Here is a 17,024-nt window from a genome sequence, read left to right as displayed (position 1 = left end):
GATGGACGATGTTTGAAGAAATTCATTTTAATACCATAGAAAGACTTCCAAATTATGTTTTTGCTGAAGTTAATGCGATTAAAATGGCAGCAAGAAGGACAGGGGAGGATATAATAGATTTTTCTATGGGAAATCCTGATGGCAAAACTCCTCAACACATTATAGACAAACTTTGCGAAAGTGCAAATAAAGACAAAACTTCAGGGTATTCTGCTTCGAGTGGAATTTATAAACTAAGACTTGCAATTTGTAATTGGTATAAAAGAAAATACGATGTTGATTTAGATCCTGAAAGTGAAGTAGTTGCAACGATGGGTTCTAAAGAAGGCTTTGTAAATTTAGCAAGAGCTGTTATTAACCCAGGAGATGTAGCTATTGTACCTACACCTGCTTACCCTATACATACTCAAGCTTTTATCATAGCAGGTGGTAATGTAGCAACTATGAATTTTGATTTTAATGAAAATTATGAATTAAACGAAAATACTTTTTTTGAAAATTTACAAAAAACATTACATGAAAGCATTCCGCGTCCAAAATATGTAGTAGTAAATTTTCCACATAATCCTACAACAGTTACAGTTGAAAAAAGTTTTTATGAGAGATTGGTAGCTATGGCAAAAAAAGAAAGATTTTATATTATTTCTGATATTGCTTATGCGGACTTAACTTTTGGTTCTTATAAAACTCCTTCAATTTTTGAAGTTGAAGGTGCTAAAGATGTAGCAGTAGAAACTTATACACTTTCAAAATCTTATAACATGGCAGGTTGGCGCGTAGGTTTTGTGGTGGGTAATAAACGCTTAATTGCGGCTTTGAAAAAGATTAAATCCTGGTTTGATTATGGTATGTATACTCCTATACAAGTTGCTGCTACTATAGCTTTAGATGGAGATCAAACTTGTGTTGAAGAGATTAAAGCAACTTATGCAAGAAGATTAGAAGTCTTGCTTGATTCGTTTTTTCAAGCAGGATGGGAGCTAAAAAAACCTAATGCAAGTATGTTTGTTTGGGCTAAACTCCCTCAAAGTAAGGCTCATCTTGGTAGTATGGAATTTTCTAAACAGCTTTTGCAAAAAGCAAATGTAGCAGTAAGCCCTGGAGTTGGCTTTGGTGAAGCGGGCAATGAGTATGTTAGAATAGCTTTAATAGAAAATGAAAACCGTATTCGTCAAGCAGCAAGAAATATAAAAAAATATTTAAGAGAATAAAATGAAAATAGCAATTTTAGGCTATGGCACGGTAGGAAGTGCCGTTGTAGAAACTTTGTTAAAAAATCAAGATTTAATCAAAGCAAGATGTGATGAAGAAATTATTCCAGTGGTTGCTTTAGCAAGAAATCCAAAATCAAATGCATTGATTCCTGTGGTTAATGATATTGATGAAGTTTTAGAGCGCGAAGATATTGATGTATTTGTGGAGTTAATGGGCGGTATTGATTTGCCTTTTGAGATAATTTCAAAGATTTTAAAAAGAAAAAAATCAGTAGTAACTGCTAATAAAGCTTTGCTTGCTTATCATCGTTATGAGCTTGAAAAATTAGCACAAGATACAGCTTTTGGTTATGAAGCAAGTGTGGCAGGCGGAATTCCTATTATTAAAATTTTAAAAGAGGGCTTGAGTGCTAATAATATTGTTTCTATTAAAGGCATTTTAAATGGCACAAGCAATTATATTTTAAGTAAAATGACTGAAGATAATGCTAAATTTCAAGAAGTATTAAAAAAAGCTCAATATTTAGGATATGCCGAAGCTGATCCTACTTTTGATATAGAAGGATTTGATGCTGCACATAAACTTTTAATTTTAGCAAATATTGCCTATGGATTAAGAGTAAAACCTGAAGATATCTTGATTGAGGGTATTAGTAAGGTAAGCGATGAAGATATTTATTTTGCAAAGGAATTTGAATACACCATAAAGCATTTGGGTATTGCTAAAATAAAAGATGAAAAAATAGAACTAAGGGTTCATCCTGCTATGCTTAGTAAAGATAAAATACTAGCAAAGGTTGATGGAGTGATGAATGCTATTAGTGTTGATGGAGATATTTTGGGCGAAAGTTTATATTATGGCCCAGGAGCAGGTGGCAAGGCAACTGCAAGTGCTGTTATAGCTGATTTAATCGATATAGCAAGAAAAGAAAAAAATAGTGCTATTTTTGGGTATTTAAATGATACTTCTTATAAACTTTTAAATAAAGATGAAATTTATACAAGATATTATTTAAGATTGAAAGTATTAGATAAAATAGGGGTATTATCAAAAATTACACAATTAATGAGCGAACATCAAATTTCAATCGATACTTTTTTACAAAAGCCAAAAAAAGAAAAGCAAGATTGTAGTACTTTATTTTTTATCACTCATCAAACTTATGAAAAAAATATACAAATTTTAATTCAAAAACTTAAAGAACAAGAATTTGTAAAAGATGATGTTTTTATGATGAGAATAGAAGATTAATGGCTTTATTACAGTATCTTTTTGGCAAAAAAGGAGAGGATTTAGCGTGCGAGTATTTAAAAACTCAAGGTTTTGAAATTTTAAAAAGAAATTTTCATTCTAAATTTGGAGAAATCGATATCATTGCCAAAAAAGATAAAATTTTACATTTTGTTGAGGTTAAAAGTACGCAAGGAGATTATGAAGTAGCATATAGATTAGATAATAAAAAACACAATAAAATCATCAAAGCTATAGGGTATTACTTTATGAAACACAAAAGTGATGAGAATTATCAAATAGATTTACTTTGTGTATATAAAGATGATATAAAACTTTTAGAGAACATTGGTTATTAAGAGAATGTTTATTCTATTTTAATAGAATTTGAAAAAATAAAGGAGAAAAAATGGGAAAATATATTGATTTAACTACAGAAAATTTTGCACAAGCAAAAGAAGGTGTAGCTTTAGTAGATTTTTGGGCTCCATGGTGCGGACCTTGTAGAATGTTAGCTCCAGTTATTGATGAGCTTGCAAATGATTTTGATGGTAAGGCTAAAATTTGTAAAGTAAATACAGATGAGCAAGGCGATTTAGCTGCACAATTTGGTGTAAGATCTATTCCAACTATCATTTTCTTTAAAGATGGTGAAGTAGTTGATCAGCTAGTGGGTGCTCAATCAAAACAAGCTTTAGCAGACAAACTAAACTCACTTTTATAATCTTAAGCCACTTTTTGTGGCTTTTCTTCATATTTTTTACTATTTAATAATTTTTATTATTTATAATTAAAGAAAAATTTGTATAATACCTATAAATAAAACTACAAGGAAAATATTATGTTAGATTTAGCTATTATAGGTGGTGGACCCGCAGGTTTAAGCGCTGGCTTATATGCTACAAGAGGTGGATTAAAAAATGTTGTCATGTTTGAAAAAGGTATGCCTGGTGGACAGATTACTTCAAGTTCAGAAATTGAAAACTACCCTGGTGTTGCTCAAGTTTTAGATGGAATTTCTTTTATGGCTCCTTGGAATGAACAGTGTATGCGTTTTGGTTTAAAACATGAAATGGTAGGTGTAGAGCAAATTAGCAAAAATGCTGATGGAAGTTTTAATATAAAATTAGAAGGTGGTAAAAACGAACAAGCAAAAGCTGTAATTGTATGTACAGGTTCTACACCGCGTCGTGCTGGTTTTAAAGGTGAAGATGAGTTTTTTGGTAAAGGTGTAAGTACTTGTGCAACTTGTGATGGATTTTTTTATAAAAATAAAGAAGTAGCTGTTTTAGGTGGGGGTGATACAGCTTTAGAAGAGGCGTTGTATCTAGCTAATATTTGTTCAAAAGTATATTTAATCCACAGAAGAGATGAGTTTAGAGCAGCACCTTCAACAGTTGAAAAAGTAAAAAATAATGACAAAATAGAATTAATCACAAATGCAGCGATTGATGAGGTTTGTGGCGATAATATGGGTGTTAATAAAATTAAAATAGCATTTAATGATGGCTCTAAAAGAGAACTTGATGTGCCTGGAATATTTACCTTTGTTGGATTAAATGTAAGAAATGAAATCTTAAAACAAGATAATGGCGAGTTTTTATGTGCCATGGAAGAAGGCGGTCAAGTGAGTGTAGATCTTAAAATGCAAACTAATATAGCAGGGTTGTTTGCAGCAGGTGATTTAAGAAAAGATGCGCCAAAACAAGTAATATGCGCAGCAGGTGATGGAGCGGTTGCAGCGCTTAGTGCTTTAGCTTATATTGAAAGTTTGCATTAATCTTCACATAAATTTCACAAAAACTAATTAAGATTCTCCTATAAAAATTAAGGAGAATCTAAAATGAAAAAAATATTAATTCTAAGTATAACTTTAGCGCTAATGGCTAGTGCAAATATTACACAACAAAATACTAATTCATATCAACAAAATATGCCTCAACATAATCCTTATACCCAAAATTATTACGGACTTTCTAAACCTATTATGGATAAAATTCAAAGTTCTTTTCCTGGAGCTTTTATTGTAGATGTAGATTGGGAAGAATTTGGATATGAAATTAAACTAAGCAATAATATGGAAATGTTTTTTGATAGAAATGGAAATTTTTTAGGGCAAAAATGGGATGATTAATTAAAAGAGTTATTTGCTTTTAAATAAATAAACGCTACAATTTTCCAAATTCTAAAAAGGCAGATTTTAAAATGATTAGTATTGGAATTCATGGAAGTAATGGGCGTATGGGTACTCAAATAAGACTTTGCCTAGAAGATGATGAGCAGGCAAAGGCTAGTGCGTTTTTTGATCAAGGATCAAATTATGAAGATTTTTTTAATAGATGTGATGTGATTATTGATTTTTCTACTCCAAAAGGGTGTGAGGATTTGCTTTTATATGCAAGAAGTAATCCCAAGCCTTTGGTGATAGGTACTACAGGTTTAGATGCTAAGCAAAATGAATTAATGCAAAGTGCAAGTATTACTATGCCTATTCTTTATGCGACTAATATGTCTTTAGGTGTGGCGATTTTAAAAAAACTTTCTTATTTAGCTAGCGAGGCTTTGAGAGATTTTGATATAGAAATACTTGAAATGCACCATAATAAGAAAAAAGATGCTCCAAGTGGTACTGCGATGACTTTAGCACAAAGTGTTGCAAAGGCTAGAAATTTAGACTTAGAAAAAGTTAGAGTAAGCGGTAGAGATGGGATTATTGGGCAAAGAAGCAAAGATGAAATTGCAGTGATGAGTTTAAGAGGTGGTGATATAGTGGGTTCACATAGGGTTGGTTTTTACAATGAAGGTGAATTTATAGAATTAAATCATACAGCCACTTCAAGAGCTACTTTTGCAAAAGGTGCAATAAAATGTGCAAAATGGCTAGTTTCTCAAGAAAATGGCTTATATGATATAGATGATTGTTTAGGAATTTAAATGTGTGCAGTAGTTGGAGTAATTAATTCAAAAAATGCAAGTACGGTGGCTTATTATGCTTTATTTGCAATGCAGCACCGTGGACAAGAAGCAAGTGGGATTAGCGTAAGCGATGGTTTAAATATCAAAACTCATAAAGCTAAAGGTGAAGTAGGACAAATTTTTAATACTCAAATTTTAGCAGGATTAAAAGGCGAGATAGCTATAGGACATAATCGTTATTCTACTGCAGGAAATTCTTCTTTGCATGATGCACAGCCTGTTGCAGCTACTTGTTCTTTGGGCGATATTTCTTTAGTACATAATGGAAATTTAATTAATAAAGAAGAAGTTAGAAAAGAGCTAATTGATAATGGTGCTATTTTTCACTCAAATATGGACACAGAAAATGTAGTACATTTAATAGCAAAAAGCAAAAAAGAAACTTTAAAAGATAGATTTATAGAAAGTTTAACTCAAAGCAAGGGAGCGTATTGCTTTATGCTTGCTAGTAAAAATCAACTTTTTGTAGTAAGAGATCCTTATGGGGTTAGACCTTTATCTTTGGGTAGATTAAAAGATGGCGGATATATTGTAGCAAGTGAAACTTGTGCTTTTGATTTGATAGAGGCTGAATTTATTCGTGATGTAAAACCCGGTGAAATGCTAGTTTTTACTCAAGGTAGTGATGAGTTTGAAAGCATTCAAGTTTTTGATAAGACAGATCCAAGAATTTGTGCATTTGAATATATTTATTTTGCTAGACCTGATAGTATTATAGAAGGTAAAAGTGTATATGAAGTGCGTAAAAAAATGGGCGAAGCCTTGGCTAAAAAATTTAAAGAAAAAGCAGATTTTGTAGTGCCAGTTCCAGATAGTGGTGTGAGTGCTGCTATAGGTTTTGCACAGTATTTAAAAATTCCACTTGAAATGGCAATAGTGAGAAATCATTATGTTGGAAGAACTTTCATAGAACCAACTCAAGAAATGAGAAATTTGAAAGTAAAATTAAAACTCAATCCTATGAAAAAAGTTTTAGAAGGTAAAGATATAGTGGTGATTGATGATAGTGTGGTAAGAGGAACAACTTCTAAAAAAATCATCGCACTTTTAAAACAAGCAGGTGCAAGAAAAATCCATTTGGCTATAGCATGCCCAGAAATTAAATTCCCTGACATTTATGGTATAGATACGCCTACTTTTGAAGAGCTAATCTCAGCTAATAAAAGTGTTGAAGAGGTTAGAGAATATACAGGCGCAGATAGCTTGACTTTTTTGGATATTAATGAATTAGTTTCAAGTATAGGCGATGAAAGAAAATATTCTTTGATTAGTTTTGATGGGGATTATTTTATTAAATAATCCCTATTTGCATTTTAATTGTTTAAATATTTTATAACTTTGAAAATGAGGTGGTAATCCCACTTCAAATGAAAAATCTTTATAAGTATGCCCTGGTAGGTTTTTTGCGATATTTATATTGTATGAAGCATCTCTTTGTTGTTGGCTTGCTCTTTTGATACTATCAAAATTTTGTTGATTAAAAATTTCACCACTAACTTCATGTTTTTTATTATCATCAATTATTCTAAGCTCCAAAAAACATTCTGAAAGCTTAAAATTAGTATCGTTGGTAATTCTACCTTTGACTATAATACTTTCTGTTGCTAAGCGTCTGTAGGTTGAAAAATTACTCAAACTTGCTTTTTTGGTATATTGATCTATGGTTAGCAGCAATGAGATGGTTAAAATCAAGGCGAGTATAAAACTCACTATGCAAAAAATAATCATATATTTTTTATTTTGAACTTTTAAGTAAAGTAAAACCCAAGTTAAACCTGTAGAAGCTAGCATAATGAAAATGATTAGAATATGAAAAAAAGTAAAATATCCCATTTAAAAACACTTTGAATGAATTTCAATGTCAAATTTTTGACCTTCTTTAAAATCGGAAAATTTAGTTTTTAAATTAATAGTTTGGTTGGGGTTTATTGTTTTTTCTATAATGGTAGATTTGCTTCTTAGAGGTTTTATAGTGTGTATTAAATTTTTAAAAGTGCTATTATCATCATTTTTTTTAAAGACTTCTACTTTTAATTTACAATACTTAAAACTTTTTTTGGAAGTATTTGTTAAGCTATAATCAACGCTAAGCGAGTTGTCGTATACAAAAAATTGAGCATTATCTAAGCTGGTTATTCTTGATCTAACTTTAGTATCAATTAAAAAATATCCCAAATACGCAATACTAGTTGAGCATAAAATTCCTAAAAAAATAACCGTAAAAGCAAAGGCAGGTTTATTTCTAATAATTAAAGCAATAAATAAAGTGATAATGAAAAAAAATATAACCAAAGCCATTAGTAAAAAATCAATCAAGTGCAAATGAGTGGTATAAAAAATCATTTGCTCTCGAATGTGCTGGGCGTTCATTATCACTCTTTAATTTTAGTTTGCTACCGAGCTTGTTCTTTTGCTATCTTTGCTATCAACCCAAATATTTGGTACAGCTCCACCAGGTGTTAAGAAAATTTTGGCATCTTTGTTAACCTTAAGTGCTTCGTTAAACTGTTTTTGAGTTTCAATTTGTTTTAAATCAAGCAAAGGATTATTTAAACTTTTTGCTATTTCTCTATTTGAATATGCTTGCGCATCAGCTTCTATTTTAACCGCACTTGCTCTACCTTTAGCGCTAATGATGGTTGCATTTGCCTCCCCTTCAGCTAAAGCTGCTTTTTTAAGTGCTTCTTGGTTAGCTCTTTCTACTTCATATTTAGTTCTTTCAGCCTCTTGTTTGGCAATTTGTACTCTTTCAATTTGCTCTTTTACTTTTATGGGCAAGATAATCTCTCTAAGTTGAACTGCTTGAAGCTCAGCAGGCTCATTTGGCTGGCTTTCTATAGTTTTTCTAATGCCTTGATCAATTTGCACTGCTATGGTGTTACGATTGGTTGGAAGCTCTTCTGCAGTATATTGACCTACCACATTTCTTACTACATCTCTTACAACCGGATCAATGATTTTATTTTCCCAATTAAGCCCCCAAGTAGCTATGGTTTGAGGAACTTGCAAAGGATTTAATCTATATTGAACGGTTACATCAATAGACACAGGTAAACCTCTTGAATCAAGCACTGAAATACTATTTTTATTTACAACCCCTGAGCCTATTTGTAAATTTTCATTTACACCTTCAATAGAAGCATAATTAATTTGTCTTACTCTAGTATCTACTATAGTGATTTTTTGCAATACTGGCATAAAAAAATGAAGTCCTGGTTCAAGCGGAGTAGGGCTGTATTTACCCGTGGTAGACTTGATCCCCATTTCTCCTGAATTAACTATTGCAAAAGGTTTAAAAAGTGCAAAAACTAAAATAATTGCAATCGCACTATAAATTAATGGAGAAAATTTTCCAAAACCTTTGAAGTTAAATTCAGGAGCTTTGAAATTTAAATTTTGCTTATTGTTGTTTTGATTGTTTTTTTTGTTAAAATAATCATTCAAATCAGCTGGCATTTAGTTCCTTTGTTAAATATAAGTTAGCATAGAAGCGTATTTTTCATTGCGTCCATAAACTATATCAAAATACGCATTTTGGAGCTTTGTTGTTAGCTCACCTCTTTTTCCATTTCCTATAATTCTTGCGTCAATATTATTTATCGGAGTTATTTCTGCTGCAGTTCCTGTGAAAAATGCTTCATCAGCCACATAAACTTCATCTCTTGAAATTCTTTGGCACACTACGCTTATACCCAAATCATGTGCAATTTTTAAAACAGTATCTTGAGTGATACTTTTTAATGAAAAATCATTTGGTGGGGTGATTAATTTTCCATCTTTAACCATAAAAAAGCACTCGCCTGTTCCTTCTGCTACAAAACCTTCTTCATCAAGCATTAAAGCTTCTTCATATCCTGCTTCTATAGCTTCATATTTAGCCATTTGAGAATTTAAATAATTTGCACTTGCTTTGGCTTTGCCTAGGCTAGATTTTACGCTATTTCTAGCAAAAGAAGAAATTTTAACCTTAATACCTTTTTCTAAGCCTTCTTCACCCAAATAAGCACCCCATTCCCAAGCAGCAATAGCCACTCTCACAGGAGCTTTAGCATGATAAACTCCCATAGTTCCATCGCCCAAAAAGATCAATGGGCGCAAATAAGTGTTATTTTGAAAATCATTTGCTCTTAAAAGTTCAACTTGCGCATTTTCAAGTTCTTCTTGAGAAAAAGGTGAGTTGATTAAAGTGATTTTTGCAGACTCTAAAAGTCTTTTGGTATGTTCTTTTAATCTAAAAATTGCTAAACCATTTTGTGTTTTATAAGCTCTTGTTCCTTCGAAAACTGCATTTGCATAATGCAATGAATGTGTTAAAACATGAATTTTTGCATCATCAAAATCAATGATTTTTCCATCCATCCAAATTTTTTTTGCCCTAATCATGAGTAAGCCTTTATTGAAAATAAAACTAATTTTATCAAAAATATACTAATAATTGCTAGAATATAGTAAAATTCTTTATTTAAAGCAAGGAAAAACAATGCCTATTATTAATATCAAACTTGCTAAACCAGAATTTAGCAAAGCACAAAAAGAAGAGTTGATAGCAGATATTACAGAGCTTTTGCATACAAAATATAATAAGCCAAAGCAAAATATAGTCATAATGCTAGAAGATATTGAACCATATAATATTGCTTTTGGTGGTGAAAGTGTAGAAAAATTAAGATTGAAAGGTAAAAAATGAAAGAATTACAAATTGGTGATAAAGCTCCGGTTTTTGAACTTTTAAATCAAGATGGGGTTAAAATTTCTCTAAGTGATTTTTTGGGTAAAAAAATTATTTTGTATTTTTATCCAAAAGATAATACCCCAGGTTGTACTACACAAGCTTGTGAATTTAGTCAAAGTTATGATGATTTTTTAGGGCAAAATGCTGTGATTATAGGTGTTAGTCCAGATAGTGTGAAATCACATGAAAATTTTATAAAAAAATATGATTTAAAACACACTTTATTAAGTGATGTTGAAAAGGAAATTTGTAAACTTTATGGCGCTTGGGGTTTAAAGAAAAATTATGGAAAAGAGTATGAAGGGCTTATAAGATCTACTTTTGTAATTGATGAGGAAGGAAATATCGTAAAAATTTATAGAAATGTAAAAGCAAAAGATCATGCTTTTAAGGTGTTAAAAGAATTATGCTAGTGCATATTTGTTGTAGCGTGGATAGTCATTATTTTATACAAGAATTAAGTAAAGCCTATCCTGAAGAGAAAATCATAGGATATTTTTATGATCCAAACATCCATCCATATAGTGAGCATGAACTTAGATTTTTAGATGTTAAACGCAGTTGTGATAAACTAGGTATTAAACTTTATAAGGGTGAATATGAGTATGAAAAATGGCTTGAGAGTGTAAAGGGTTATGAAGATGAGCCTGAAAAAGGTGCAAGATGTCAAATTTGTTTTGATTTTAGAATACATAAAAGTGTTGAATTTGCCCAAAAAATAGGAGAAAAAAGGCTTACTACAACCCTTTTAACATCTCCTAAAAAAGATTTGGAGCAATTAAAATTAGCATTACAAAAAGAATGTGATAAATTTGGCATAGAGTTTTTAGCACCTGATTTTAGAAAAAATGGAGGCACGCAAAGACAATTTGCCCTAGCAAAGCAAGATATGCTTTATCATCAAAATTATTGCGGATGTATTTATGCACTTTCTAAACAAAAGGGTCAAAAAGCTTTTATAGATGAGCTTATGAGTCCTATTAATAAACAAATATTGCCTTCAAGTATAGAAGAAAAAATAAAATTTTACAACCAAGTAAAAAGTTTAGAAAAAAAAGGCATTAAATTTGAAATTCAAAGAGAGAAATTTTTAAATTATCGTTTATTAAGAGCTTTGATAAAACAAAATAAGCAAGCTATAAAAACTCATGTTTTATTTTACTCACATTTTAAAAATTCTTACACTAAATTTAGTATTTTAGATGAGGGTTTAAAGCATTATAAAAGTGCAAAGGATGAGATTAATTTATGGAGTTTTGATTATTTCAATAGCTTATGTAAAATGCGATTTAAAAATTATGAAGATTTTTTACAAAATCCTTTAAAAATAGAGCAAGAAATCAAAATAAGACAAAAACATTTTGGTGTTTATGATCTTTCGCCGGTGATTATTGTTGAAAATATTATTAAAGGTGCTTATGAATTTATGGCAAAAAGTGAAATTTATTTTGATAGCAAAGAAAAGATTGTGAAGTTATAAAACTTAATTAATTTATTAATATTTTTTTTGTAAAATCTGAATTTTGAATATATTTTAAGGCTAAATTTATGATAGATGTAATGCAAATTCAAAAAATTTTACCACATAGGTATCCATTTTTACTTGTAGATAAAATCGTAGAATTAAAAAACAAAGAAGTTATTAGAGGTTATAAAAATATTAGTATAAGCGATCATGTTTTTATGGGGCATTTTCCAGATCATCCAATTTACCCAGGTGTGTTAATTTTAGAAGGTATGGCACAAACTGGAGGGGTTTTAGCATTTGAAAGTATGGATGATAAAGTAGATCCAAGCACCAAAGTAGTATATTTTACAGGTATTGATAATGCTAAATTTAGAAATCCAGTGCGTCCAGGTGATAGACTTGATTATGAAATGAGTGTGGTGAAAAATCGCGGAAATATGTGGATTTTTCAAGGAAAAGCTTTTGTAGATGGACAATTAGTAGCAGAAGCTGAACTTAAAGCTATGATAGTAGATAAATGATGAGCAAAATTCATCCAAGTGCAGTTATAGAAGATGGAGCTATTATAGCAGATGATGTTGTAGTAGAAGCTTATGCTTATGTTAGTAAAAATGCTAACATAGGCGCAAATACTATCATCAAACAAGGTGCAAGAATTTTACCCAATGTAACTATAGGTGAGAATTCTAAAGTATTTTCTTATGCCATAGTTGGAGATATTCCACAAGATATATCTTATAAAGATGAGATAAACTCAGGTGTTATTATAGGAAAAAACGCGGTTATTAGAGAATTTGTTACTATTAACTCAGGTACAGCTAAGGGTGATGGTTTTACAAGGATAGGCGATAATGCTTTTATCATGGCTTATTCGCACATTGCGCATGATTGTTCTTTGGGAGATCACATCATCTTAGCAAATAATGCTACTTTGGCAGGCCATGTAGAACTTGGAGATTATACTGTGGTAGGTGGGCTTACTCCAATACATCAATTTGTAAAAGTAGGAGAAGGGTGTATGATAGCAGGTGCTAGCGCGCTTTCTCAAGATGTGGTGCCATTTTGTTTGGCTGAGGGAAATCGTGCAAGCATTAGAAGCTTGAATTTAGTAGGCATTAGAAGACGCTTTGATAAAGAAGAAGTGGATGTTTTAAGCAAGGCTTTTAAATTTTTATTCAGACAAGGAAATTTAAAAGATAATGCTTTAAGTTTGCTAGAAAATACTTCTAGTGAAAATGTGAAAAAAATGTGTAATTTTATCTTAGAAACAAAAAGAGGAATTCCTATATATAAGGAAAAAAACCATGGTTAAAAGATGTAGTTTTTGCAATGAAATAGAAACAAGTGAAAGAAGAATTTTAGTAAATGATTATAATAATGCCTTTATATGTGAGTATTGTGCTGAAAGTGCTTGTAATATTTTCTTTGGAGAGGAAAAAGAGCTAAAAAATAAAGAAGTTGATAAAGAAAATTTTAAAGACATAACCCCTAAAGAATTAAAAGCATATTTAGATAAATATGTCATCGGACAAGATAGAGCTAAAAAAATCTTTAGTGTAGGTGTGTATAATCACTACAAAAGACTTTTTAGATCTGACTTAGAAGATGATGATACAGAATTAGCAAAATCAAATATTTTATTAGTAGGCCCAACAGGAAGTGGAAAAACTTTGTTAGCGCAAACTTTAGCTAGATTTTTAGATGTGCCTATTGCAATTTGCGATGCGACTTCTTTAACCGAAGCAGGTTATGTGGGAGAAGATGTTGAAAATATTCTTACTCGTCTTTTACAAGCTGCTGATGGAGATGTGCAAAGAGCCCAAAAAGGGATTATATTTATCGATGAGATAGATAAAATCGCAAGAATGGGTGAAAATCGTTCTATTACAAGAGATGTGAGTGGTGAGGGTGTGCAACAAGCTTTACTTAAAATCATTGAAGGATCTTTAGTAAATATTCCGCCAAAAGGTGGTAGAAAACACCCAAATCAAGACTTTATACAAATAGATACGACTAATATTTTATTTGTATGCGGTGGAGCTTTTGATGGTATTAGTGATATCATTAAAAGAAAACTAGGCGATAATGTCATGGGATTTTTTACTGATGATAAAAAGGATGAAAAAGAAGCCTTGCTTCAAAGATTAGAGCCTGATGATCTAGTGCATTTTGGGCTTATTCCTGAACTTATAGGAAGATTGCATGTGCTTGCTTCTTTAGAAGAACTTGATGAAGAAAGTATGGTGCGTATTTTGACAGAGCCAAAAAATGCTATTATTAAACAATATCAAAAACTTTTTGCTATTGATAATGTGGAATTAAAATTTGAAGATGAAGCACTAAGAGAGATTGCTAAGCTTTCATTAGAGCGTAAAACAGGAGCTAGGGGTTTAAGAAGTATTATTGAAGAGATGATGGTAGATTTGATGTTTGATTTGCCAGAGTATAATGGATATAGCATAGTAATTACTAAAGAAGTGATCAAAGAAGGTGCAAAACCTTTATTTATAAAAAATAAAAAAGTTAAAGGCTGAGAATGATTTTAGATCAAATAATTGGATTTTTTTCAAGTGATATGGGGATTGACTTAGGTACCGCAAATACTTTAGTTTTGGTAAAAGATAAAGGTATAGTGATTGATGAACCTTCGGTTGTTGCAGTAGAGCGTGAAAGATATGGTAGGGTTAAAATTTTAGCTGTTGGAAAAGAAGCTAAGGAAATGGTAGGAAAAACCCCAGGTAATATCGAAGCAATCCGTCCTATGAAAGATGGTGTGATTGCTGATTTTGATATGACTGAAAAAATGATCCGTTATTTTATAGAAAAAACTCATAGAAGAAAATCTTTTTTAAGACCTAGAATTATCATTTCAGTACCTTATGGTTTAACTCAAGTTGAAAGAAAAGCAGTTAGAGAAAGTGCTTTAAGTGCGGGTGCTAGAGAAGTATTTTTGATAGAAGAGCCTATGGCAGCAGCTATTGGTGCAAATTTACCAATCAGAGAGCCTCAAGGGAGCTTGGTGGTAGATATTGGTGGTGGTACAACTGAAATTGGCGTTACTTCTTTGGGTGGACTTGTGATTTCAAAATCTATCCGCACAGCTGGCGATAAACTTGATACTAGTATAGTAAATTATGTAAAAGAAAAATACAACCTTGTCATAGGTGAAAGAACGGGTGAGGAAATTAAAATCGCAATAGGCTCAGCAGTTCAACTTCCAAAAGAGCTTTCTATGGTGGTTAAAGGGCGTGATCAAGTAACAGGCTTGTTAAATAGAATCGAACTAACAAGTGAAGATGTAAGAGAAGCTATGCGCGAACATTTAAAAGAAATCGCTGATGCTTTAAAAATCGTTCTTGAAATGATGCCGCCTGATCTTGCAGCTGATATTGTTGAAAATGGTGTTGTTTTAACAGGAGGCGGAGCTTTAATACGCGGGCTTGATAAATATTTATCTGAAATTGTAAAACTTCCGGTATATGTAGCTGATGAGCCACTTTTAGCAGTTGCAAAAGGTACAGGTAAAGCTTTAGAAGAAATTTCATTATTACACCAGCTAACGAATGAAGAGTAAAATTCTTAGCGTTTTAATATTATCTTTTTTAGTATTTATTTCGTTTTATTATGGAGATGTAATAAAACGAAATGTTTTAGATTTAAATATTGCTATTGTTAATCAATTTTCTCAAAGTATTGATCTTTTAAAAAACAAATTCAACGAACATTTTAACCAAGCTGAAGAAATTAGAACTTTAAGAGAAAGAAATGCTGAGCTTGAAAAAAATAATATCTATATGAAAAACTTTGCTAATGAGTTAAATAATATTTTAAGCGATAAAAACTCAAGTTTTTATTATCCTAATGTGAGTTTAGTTAAAGCAACTTCTTATGCGCAAATTAGTGATTATCATAAGGTTTGGCTTGATGTTGATTATAAAGGAAAAATCAAAGGCTTAATTTATAATGGTTATACAGCAGGTATAGTCATAGAAAAAAATGGTAGAGCCTTGGGTCTTTTGCAAGGTGATGAAGAGTGTGTTTTTTCTGTTTACATAGGTAAAGAACAAGCACCAGGTATAGCTCATGGAAGAAATGATTATGTTTTAGTTAAATATATCCCTAAATGGCTTGAACTTAAAATGGGTGATAAAGTTTATACAAGTGGCTTAGATGAGATTTTCTTTTCAGGAATTCCGGTGGGAGAAATTTTTAAAATAGAAGAAGAGGGTGCTTATCAAAATGCTTATGTTAAACCTTATGTTAAAATGAAAATACCAAGTTATTTTTATATGGTAGAAAATTTATAGTAAAAAATTATTTATTTTAATTAATATAAATTATTATTTAGAATTAAATATTACAATAGCTTCTAAGTTTAAAACTAGGAGCTTTAATGAAAAAATATATCAGCAGTTGTTTGGCTATTTGTTGTTTAAGTAGTGCTATTTATGCAAATGAAGTAGAATATGATGCACAAAAAATAGCAGATATTTTTTATCAACTTAACGCAGATCCTAAAAATCCAAAAGCAAAAGTTAATCATGCAAAGGGTTTTTGTGCTATGGGAACTTTTGAGCCAGCTGTGTCTATCAATAAAGAAGTTGATGTGCCTTTGTTAACACAAAAAAGCTTACCGATCCAAGTAAGATATTCTTTGGGTGGCGCTTTTAAAGATGATAAAAGCAAAACAAGGGGTATGGCTATTAGAATTACTGATCCTAAAGATTCTGCCTCTTGGACTATGGTTATGCTAAATACAGAAATAAATTTTGCAAAAAATCCTAAAGAGTTTGGTCAGTTTTTTGAAATGAGACTTCCTGTAAATGGTAAAGTCGATCAAGAAAAAATAAGCAAGATGATGAAAGAGGTTGATTCTTATAGAAATTTTGCTGCATATACGGATAAAATTGGTATCAGTAAAAGCGTGGCAAATACTCCATTTTTTAGTATCCATACTTTTTATTTTAAACAAGCAAATGGAGAAAATTATTTACCAGCAAGATGGAAATTAGTTCCAAGTGAAGGTGTGGCGTATTTAAATGAGGCACAAATGAAAAGTGCAAGTAGTGATTTTTTAAAAGAAGATTTTCAAAATCGTGTAAAAGCTAATAAGCCGGTTGAGTATAAAATGTATTTAGTATATGCAAATAAAAATGATATTACCAATGAAACAACGGCTTTATGGAGTGGTAAGCACAAAGAAAGTCTAGTTGGGACTTTTAAGGTTAATGCCTTGAGCAAGGAAGATTGTAATTTTGATGTATATTTTCCTTCAGATGTACCTCAAGGCGTTAATCCACCACAAGATCCTTTATTTGATGTAAGAAATGAAGCTTATGCTATAACTTTTGGTAAGCGTCAATAAAATTTAGCTCTTTAAGAGCTAAATTCTTTATTAATTTC

Annotated in this window: 21 protein-coding genes; 17 read left to right on the top strand and 4 right to left on the bottom strand. The window is 31.2% G+C overall.

Going from position 1 to position 17,024, the window contains the following annotated elements; translation table 11 throughout:
- Positions 1-8: 8 nt before the first annotated feature.
- The 8 genes from L8W55_RS03490 to purF all read left to right on the top strand — a co-directional run bounded on the left by L8W55_RS03490 (position 9) and on the right by purF (position 6,720).
- On the top strand, positions 9-1,211 hold the full coding sequence (locus L8W55_RS03490) for an LL-diaminopimelate aminotransferase (RefSeq protein WP_263677349.1): 1,203 nt from the start codon (positions 9-11) through the stop codon (positions 1,209-1,211).
- Between the two features lies 1 nt (position 1,212).
- A complete protein-coding gene (locus L8W55_RS03485) occupies positions 1,213-2,466 on the top strand; it encodes a homoserine dehydrogenase (protein WP_263677348.1) in 1,254 nt (417 codons plus the stop codon).
- On the top strand, positions 2,466-2,804 hold the full coding sequence (locus L8W55_RS03480; RefSeq protein ID WP_263677347.1) for a YraN family protein: 339 nt from the start codon (positions 2,466-2,468) through the stop codon (positions 2,802-2,804). Before L8W55_RS03485 ends, L8W55_RS03480 begins: the two co-directional genes overlap by 1 nt.
- A gap of 50 nt (positions 2,805-2,854) precedes the next feature.
- Positions 2,855-3,169 carry a thioredoxin gene (gene trxA / locus L8W55_RS03475; protein ID WP_039619298.1) on the top strand — a complete coding sequence of 105 codons (315 nt, stop codon included), beginning with the start codon at positions 2,855-2,857 and terminating at the stop codon, positions 3,167-3,169.
- Positions 3,170-3,286: 117 nt separating this feature from the next.
- Positions 3,287-4,225 carry a thioredoxin-disulfide reductase gene (trxB, locus tag L8W55_RS03470; protein ID WP_263677346.1) on the top strand — a complete coding sequence of 313 codons (939 nt, stop codon included), beginning with the start codon at positions 3,287-3,289 and terminating at the stop codon, positions 4,223-4,225.
- Positions 4,226-4,288: 63 nt separating this feature from the next.
- Positions 4,289-4,579, top strand: a complete 291-nt coding sequence (locus L8W55_RS03465; RefSeq protein WP_263677345.1) for a PepSY-like domain-containing protein — start codon at positions 4,289-4,291, stop codon at positions 4,577-4,579.
- 71 nt (positions 4,580-4,650) lie between these two features.
- Positions 4,651-5,379 (top strand): 4-hydroxy-tetrahydrodipicolinate reductase, encoded by a 729-nt coding sequence (gene dapB, locus L8W55_RS03460; protein ID WP_263677344.1) that lies wholly within the window; start codon positions 4,651-4,653, stop codon positions 5,377-5,379.
- Complete coding sequence (gene purF / locus L8W55_RS03455) at positions 5,380-6,720, top strand: amidophosphoribosyltransferase (protein WP_263677343.1); 1,341 nt, start codon at positions 5,380-5,382, stop codon at positions 6,718-6,720.
- Between the two features lie 3 nt (positions 6,721-6,723).
- Here the strand turns inward: purF and L8W55_RS03450 are convergent, their stop codons facing one another.
- From L8W55_RS03450 to ilvE, 4 genes are read right to left on the bottom strand one after another with little or no spacing between them, the layout of a single operon-like run.
- On the bottom strand, positions 6,724-7,254 hold the full coding sequence (locus tag L8W55_RS03450; RefSeq protein ID WP_263677342.1) for a DUF2393 domain-containing protein: 531 nt from the start codon (positions 7,252-7,254) through the stop codon (positions 6,724-6,726).
- Positions 7,255-7,791, bottom strand: a complete 537-nt coding sequence (locus tag L8W55_RS03445) for a DUF2393 domain-containing protein (RefSeq protein WP_263677341.1) — start codon at positions 7,789-7,791, stop codon at positions 7,255-7,257.
- Positions 7,792-7,806: 15 nt separating this feature from the next.
- The gene (locus L8W55_RS03440) at positions 7,807-8,877 is read right to left on the bottom strand and encodes a prohibitin family protein (RefSeq protein ID WP_039619283.1); all 1,071 of its coding nucleotides are present in this window, start codon (positions 8,875-8,877) and stop codon (positions 7,807-7,809) included.
- Positions 8,878-8,889: 12 nt separating this feature from the next.
- Positions 8,890-9,804: a branched-chain-amino-acid transaminase gene (gene ilvE, locus L8W55_RS03435; protein WP_263677340.1), complete on the bottom strand. Its 915-nt coding sequence runs from the start codon at positions 9,802-9,804 to the stop codon at positions 8,890-8,892.
- 97 nt (positions 9,805-9,901) lie between these two features.
- Between ilvE and L8W55_RS03430 the strand changes: the two genes are divergently transcribed.
- The 9 genes from L8W55_RS03430 (at position 9,902) to L8W55_RS03390 (ending at position 16,986) form a co-directional block, all read left to right on the top strand.
- Complete coding sequence (locus tag L8W55_RS03430) at positions 9,902-10,108, top strand: tautomerase family protein (RefSeq protein ID WP_039619281.1); 207 nt, start codon at positions 9,902-9,904, stop codon at positions 10,106-10,108.
- Positions 10,105-10,566, top strand: a complete 462-nt coding sequence (gene bcp / locus L8W55_RS03425; RefSeq protein WP_263677339.1) for a thioredoxin-dependent thiol peroxidase — start codon at positions 10,105-10,107, stop codon at positions 10,564-10,566. Before L8W55_RS03430 ends, bcp begins: the two co-directional genes overlap by 4 nt.
- Positions 10,560-11,633: an epoxyqueuosine reductase QueH gene (locus tag L8W55_RS03420; RefSeq protein ID WP_263677338.1), complete on the top strand. Its 1,074-nt coding sequence runs from the start codon at positions 10,560-10,562 to the stop codon at positions 11,631-11,633. Before bcp ends, L8W55_RS03420 begins: the two co-directional genes overlap by 7 nt.
- A 68-nt stretch (positions 11,634-11,701) precedes the next feature.
- Complete coding sequence (fabZ, locus tag L8W55_RS03415) at positions 11,702-12,142, top strand: 3-hydroxyacyl-ACP dehydratase FabZ (protein ID WP_263677337.1); 441 nt, start codon at positions 11,702-11,704, stop codon at positions 12,140-12,142.
- Positions 12,142-12,933, top strand: a complete 792-nt coding sequence (gene lpxA / locus L8W55_RS03410) for an acyl-ACP--UDP-N-acetylglucosamine O-acyltransferase (RefSeq protein ID WP_263677386.1) — start codon at positions 12,142-12,144, stop codon at positions 12,931-12,933. The genes fabZ and lpxA overlap by 1 nt, the downstream gene beginning before the upstream one ends.
- Complete coding sequence (gene clpX / locus L8W55_RS03405; RefSeq protein WP_039619273.1) at positions 12,926-14,155, top strand: ATP-dependent Clp protease ATP-binding subunit ClpX; 1,230 nt, start codon at positions 12,926-12,928, stop codon at positions 14,153-14,155. The genes lpxA and clpX overlap by 8 nt, the downstream gene beginning before the upstream one ends.
- Before the next feature lie 2 nt (positions 14,156-14,157).
- Positions 14,158-15,195 (top strand): rod shape-determining protein, encoded by a 1,038-nt coding sequence (locus L8W55_RS03400; protein WP_012662095.1) that lies wholly within the window; start codon positions 14,158-14,160, stop codon positions 15,193-15,195.
- Positions 15,185-15,928, top strand: a complete 744-nt coding sequence (gene mreC, locus L8W55_RS03395) for a rod shape-determining protein MreC (RefSeq protein ID WP_263677336.1) — start codon at positions 15,185-15,187, stop codon at positions 15,926-15,928. Before L8W55_RS03400 ends, mreC begins: the two co-directional genes overlap by 11 nt.
- A gap of 86 nt (positions 15,929-16,014) precedes the next feature.
- A complete protein-coding gene (locus L8W55_RS03390) occupies positions 16,015-16,986 on the top strand; it encodes a catalase (RefSeq protein WP_263677335.1) in 972 nt (323 codons plus the stop codon).
- The last annotated feature ends 38 nt before the right edge of the window (positions 16,987-17,024 follow it).

It is taken from the genome of Campylobacter sp. FU_520 (genome assembly GCF_025772385.1).
GTDB classification, from domain to species: Bacteria; Campylobacterota; Campylobacteria; order Campylobacterales; family Campylobacteraceae; genus Campylobacter_D; species Campylobacter_D lari_C.
The sequence above is the reverse complement of the archived record's forward strand: the minus strand, read 5'-3'. Positions and strand labels throughout refer to the sequence as shown.

Coding starts and splice junctions, on each gene's coding strand:
- L8W55_RS03490 (WP_263677349.1), top strand. CDS start 9: ATGTTTGAAGAAATTCATTTTAATACCATAGAAAGACTTCCAAATTAT.
- L8W55_RS03485 (WP_263677348.1), top strand. CDS start 1,213: ATGAAAATAGCAATTTTAGGCTATGGCACGGTAGGAAGTGCCGTTGTA.
- L8W55_RS03480 (WP_263677347.1), top strand. CDS start 2,466: ATGGCTTTATTACAGTATCTTTTTGGCAAAAAAGGAGAGGATTTAGCG.
- trxA (WP_039619298.1), top strand. CDS start 2,855: ATGGGAAAATATATTGATTTAACTACAGAAAATTTTGCACAAGCAAAA.
- trxB (WP_263677346.1), top strand. CDS start 3,287: ATGTTAGATTTAGCTATTATAGGTGGTGGACCCGCAGGTTTAAGCGCT.
- L8W55_RS03465 (WP_263677345.1), top strand. CDS start 4,289: ATGAAAAAAATATTAATTCTAAGTATAACTTTAGCGCTAATGGCTAGT.
- dapB (WP_263677344.1), top strand. CDS start 4,651: ATGATTAGTATTGGAATTCATGGAAGTAATGGGCGTATGGGTACTCAA.
- purF (WP_263677343.1), top strand. CDS start 5,380: ATGTGTGCAGTAGTTGGAGTAATTAATTCAAAAAATGCAAGTACGGTG.
- L8W55_RS03450 (WP_263677342.1), bottom strand. CDS start 7,254: ATGGGATATTTTACTTTTTTTCATATTCTAATCATTTTCATTATGCTA.
- L8W55_RS03445 (WP_263677341.1), bottom strand. CDS start 7,791: ATGAACGCCCAGCACATTCGAGAGCAAATGATTTTTTATACCACTCAT.
- L8W55_RS03440 (WP_039619283.1), bottom strand. CDS start 8,877: ATGCCAGCTGATTTGAATGATTATTTTAACAAAAAAAACAATCAAAAC.
- ilvE (WP_263677340.1), bottom strand. CDS start 9,804: ATGATTAGGGCAAAAAAAATTTGGATGGATGGAAAAATCATTGATTTT.
- L8W55_RS03430 (WP_039619281.1), top strand. CDS start 9,902: ATGCCTATTATTAATATCAAACTTGCTAAACCAGAATTTAGCAAAGCA.
- bcp (WP_263677339.1), top strand. CDS start 10,105: ATGAAAGAATTACAAATTGGTGATAAAGCTCCGGTTTTTGAACTTTTA.
- L8W55_RS03420 (WP_263677338.1), top strand. CDS start 10,560: ATGCTAGTGCATATTTGTTGTAGCGTGGATAGTCATTATTTTATACAA.
- fabZ (WP_263677337.1), top strand. CDS start 11,702: ATGATAGATGTAATGCAAATTCAAAAAATTTTACCACATAGGTATCCA.
- lpxA (WP_263677386.1), top strand. CDS start 12,142: ATGAGCAAAATTCATCCAAGTGCAGTTATAGAAGATGGAGCTATTATA.
- clpX (WP_039619273.1), top strand. CDS start 12,926: ATGGTTAAAAGATGTAGTTTTTGCAATGAAATAGAAACAAGTGAAAGA.
- L8W55_RS03400 (WP_012662095.1), top strand. CDS start 14,158: ATGATTTTAGATCAAATAATTGGATTTTTTTCAAGTGATATGGGGATT.
- mreC (WP_263677336.1), top strand. CDS start 15,185: ATGAAGAGTAAAATTCTTAGCGTTTTAATATTATCTTTTTTAGTATTT.
- L8W55_RS03390 (WP_263677335.1), top strand. CDS start 16,015: ATGAAAAAATATATCAGCAGTTGTTTGGCTATTTGTTGTTTAAGTAGT.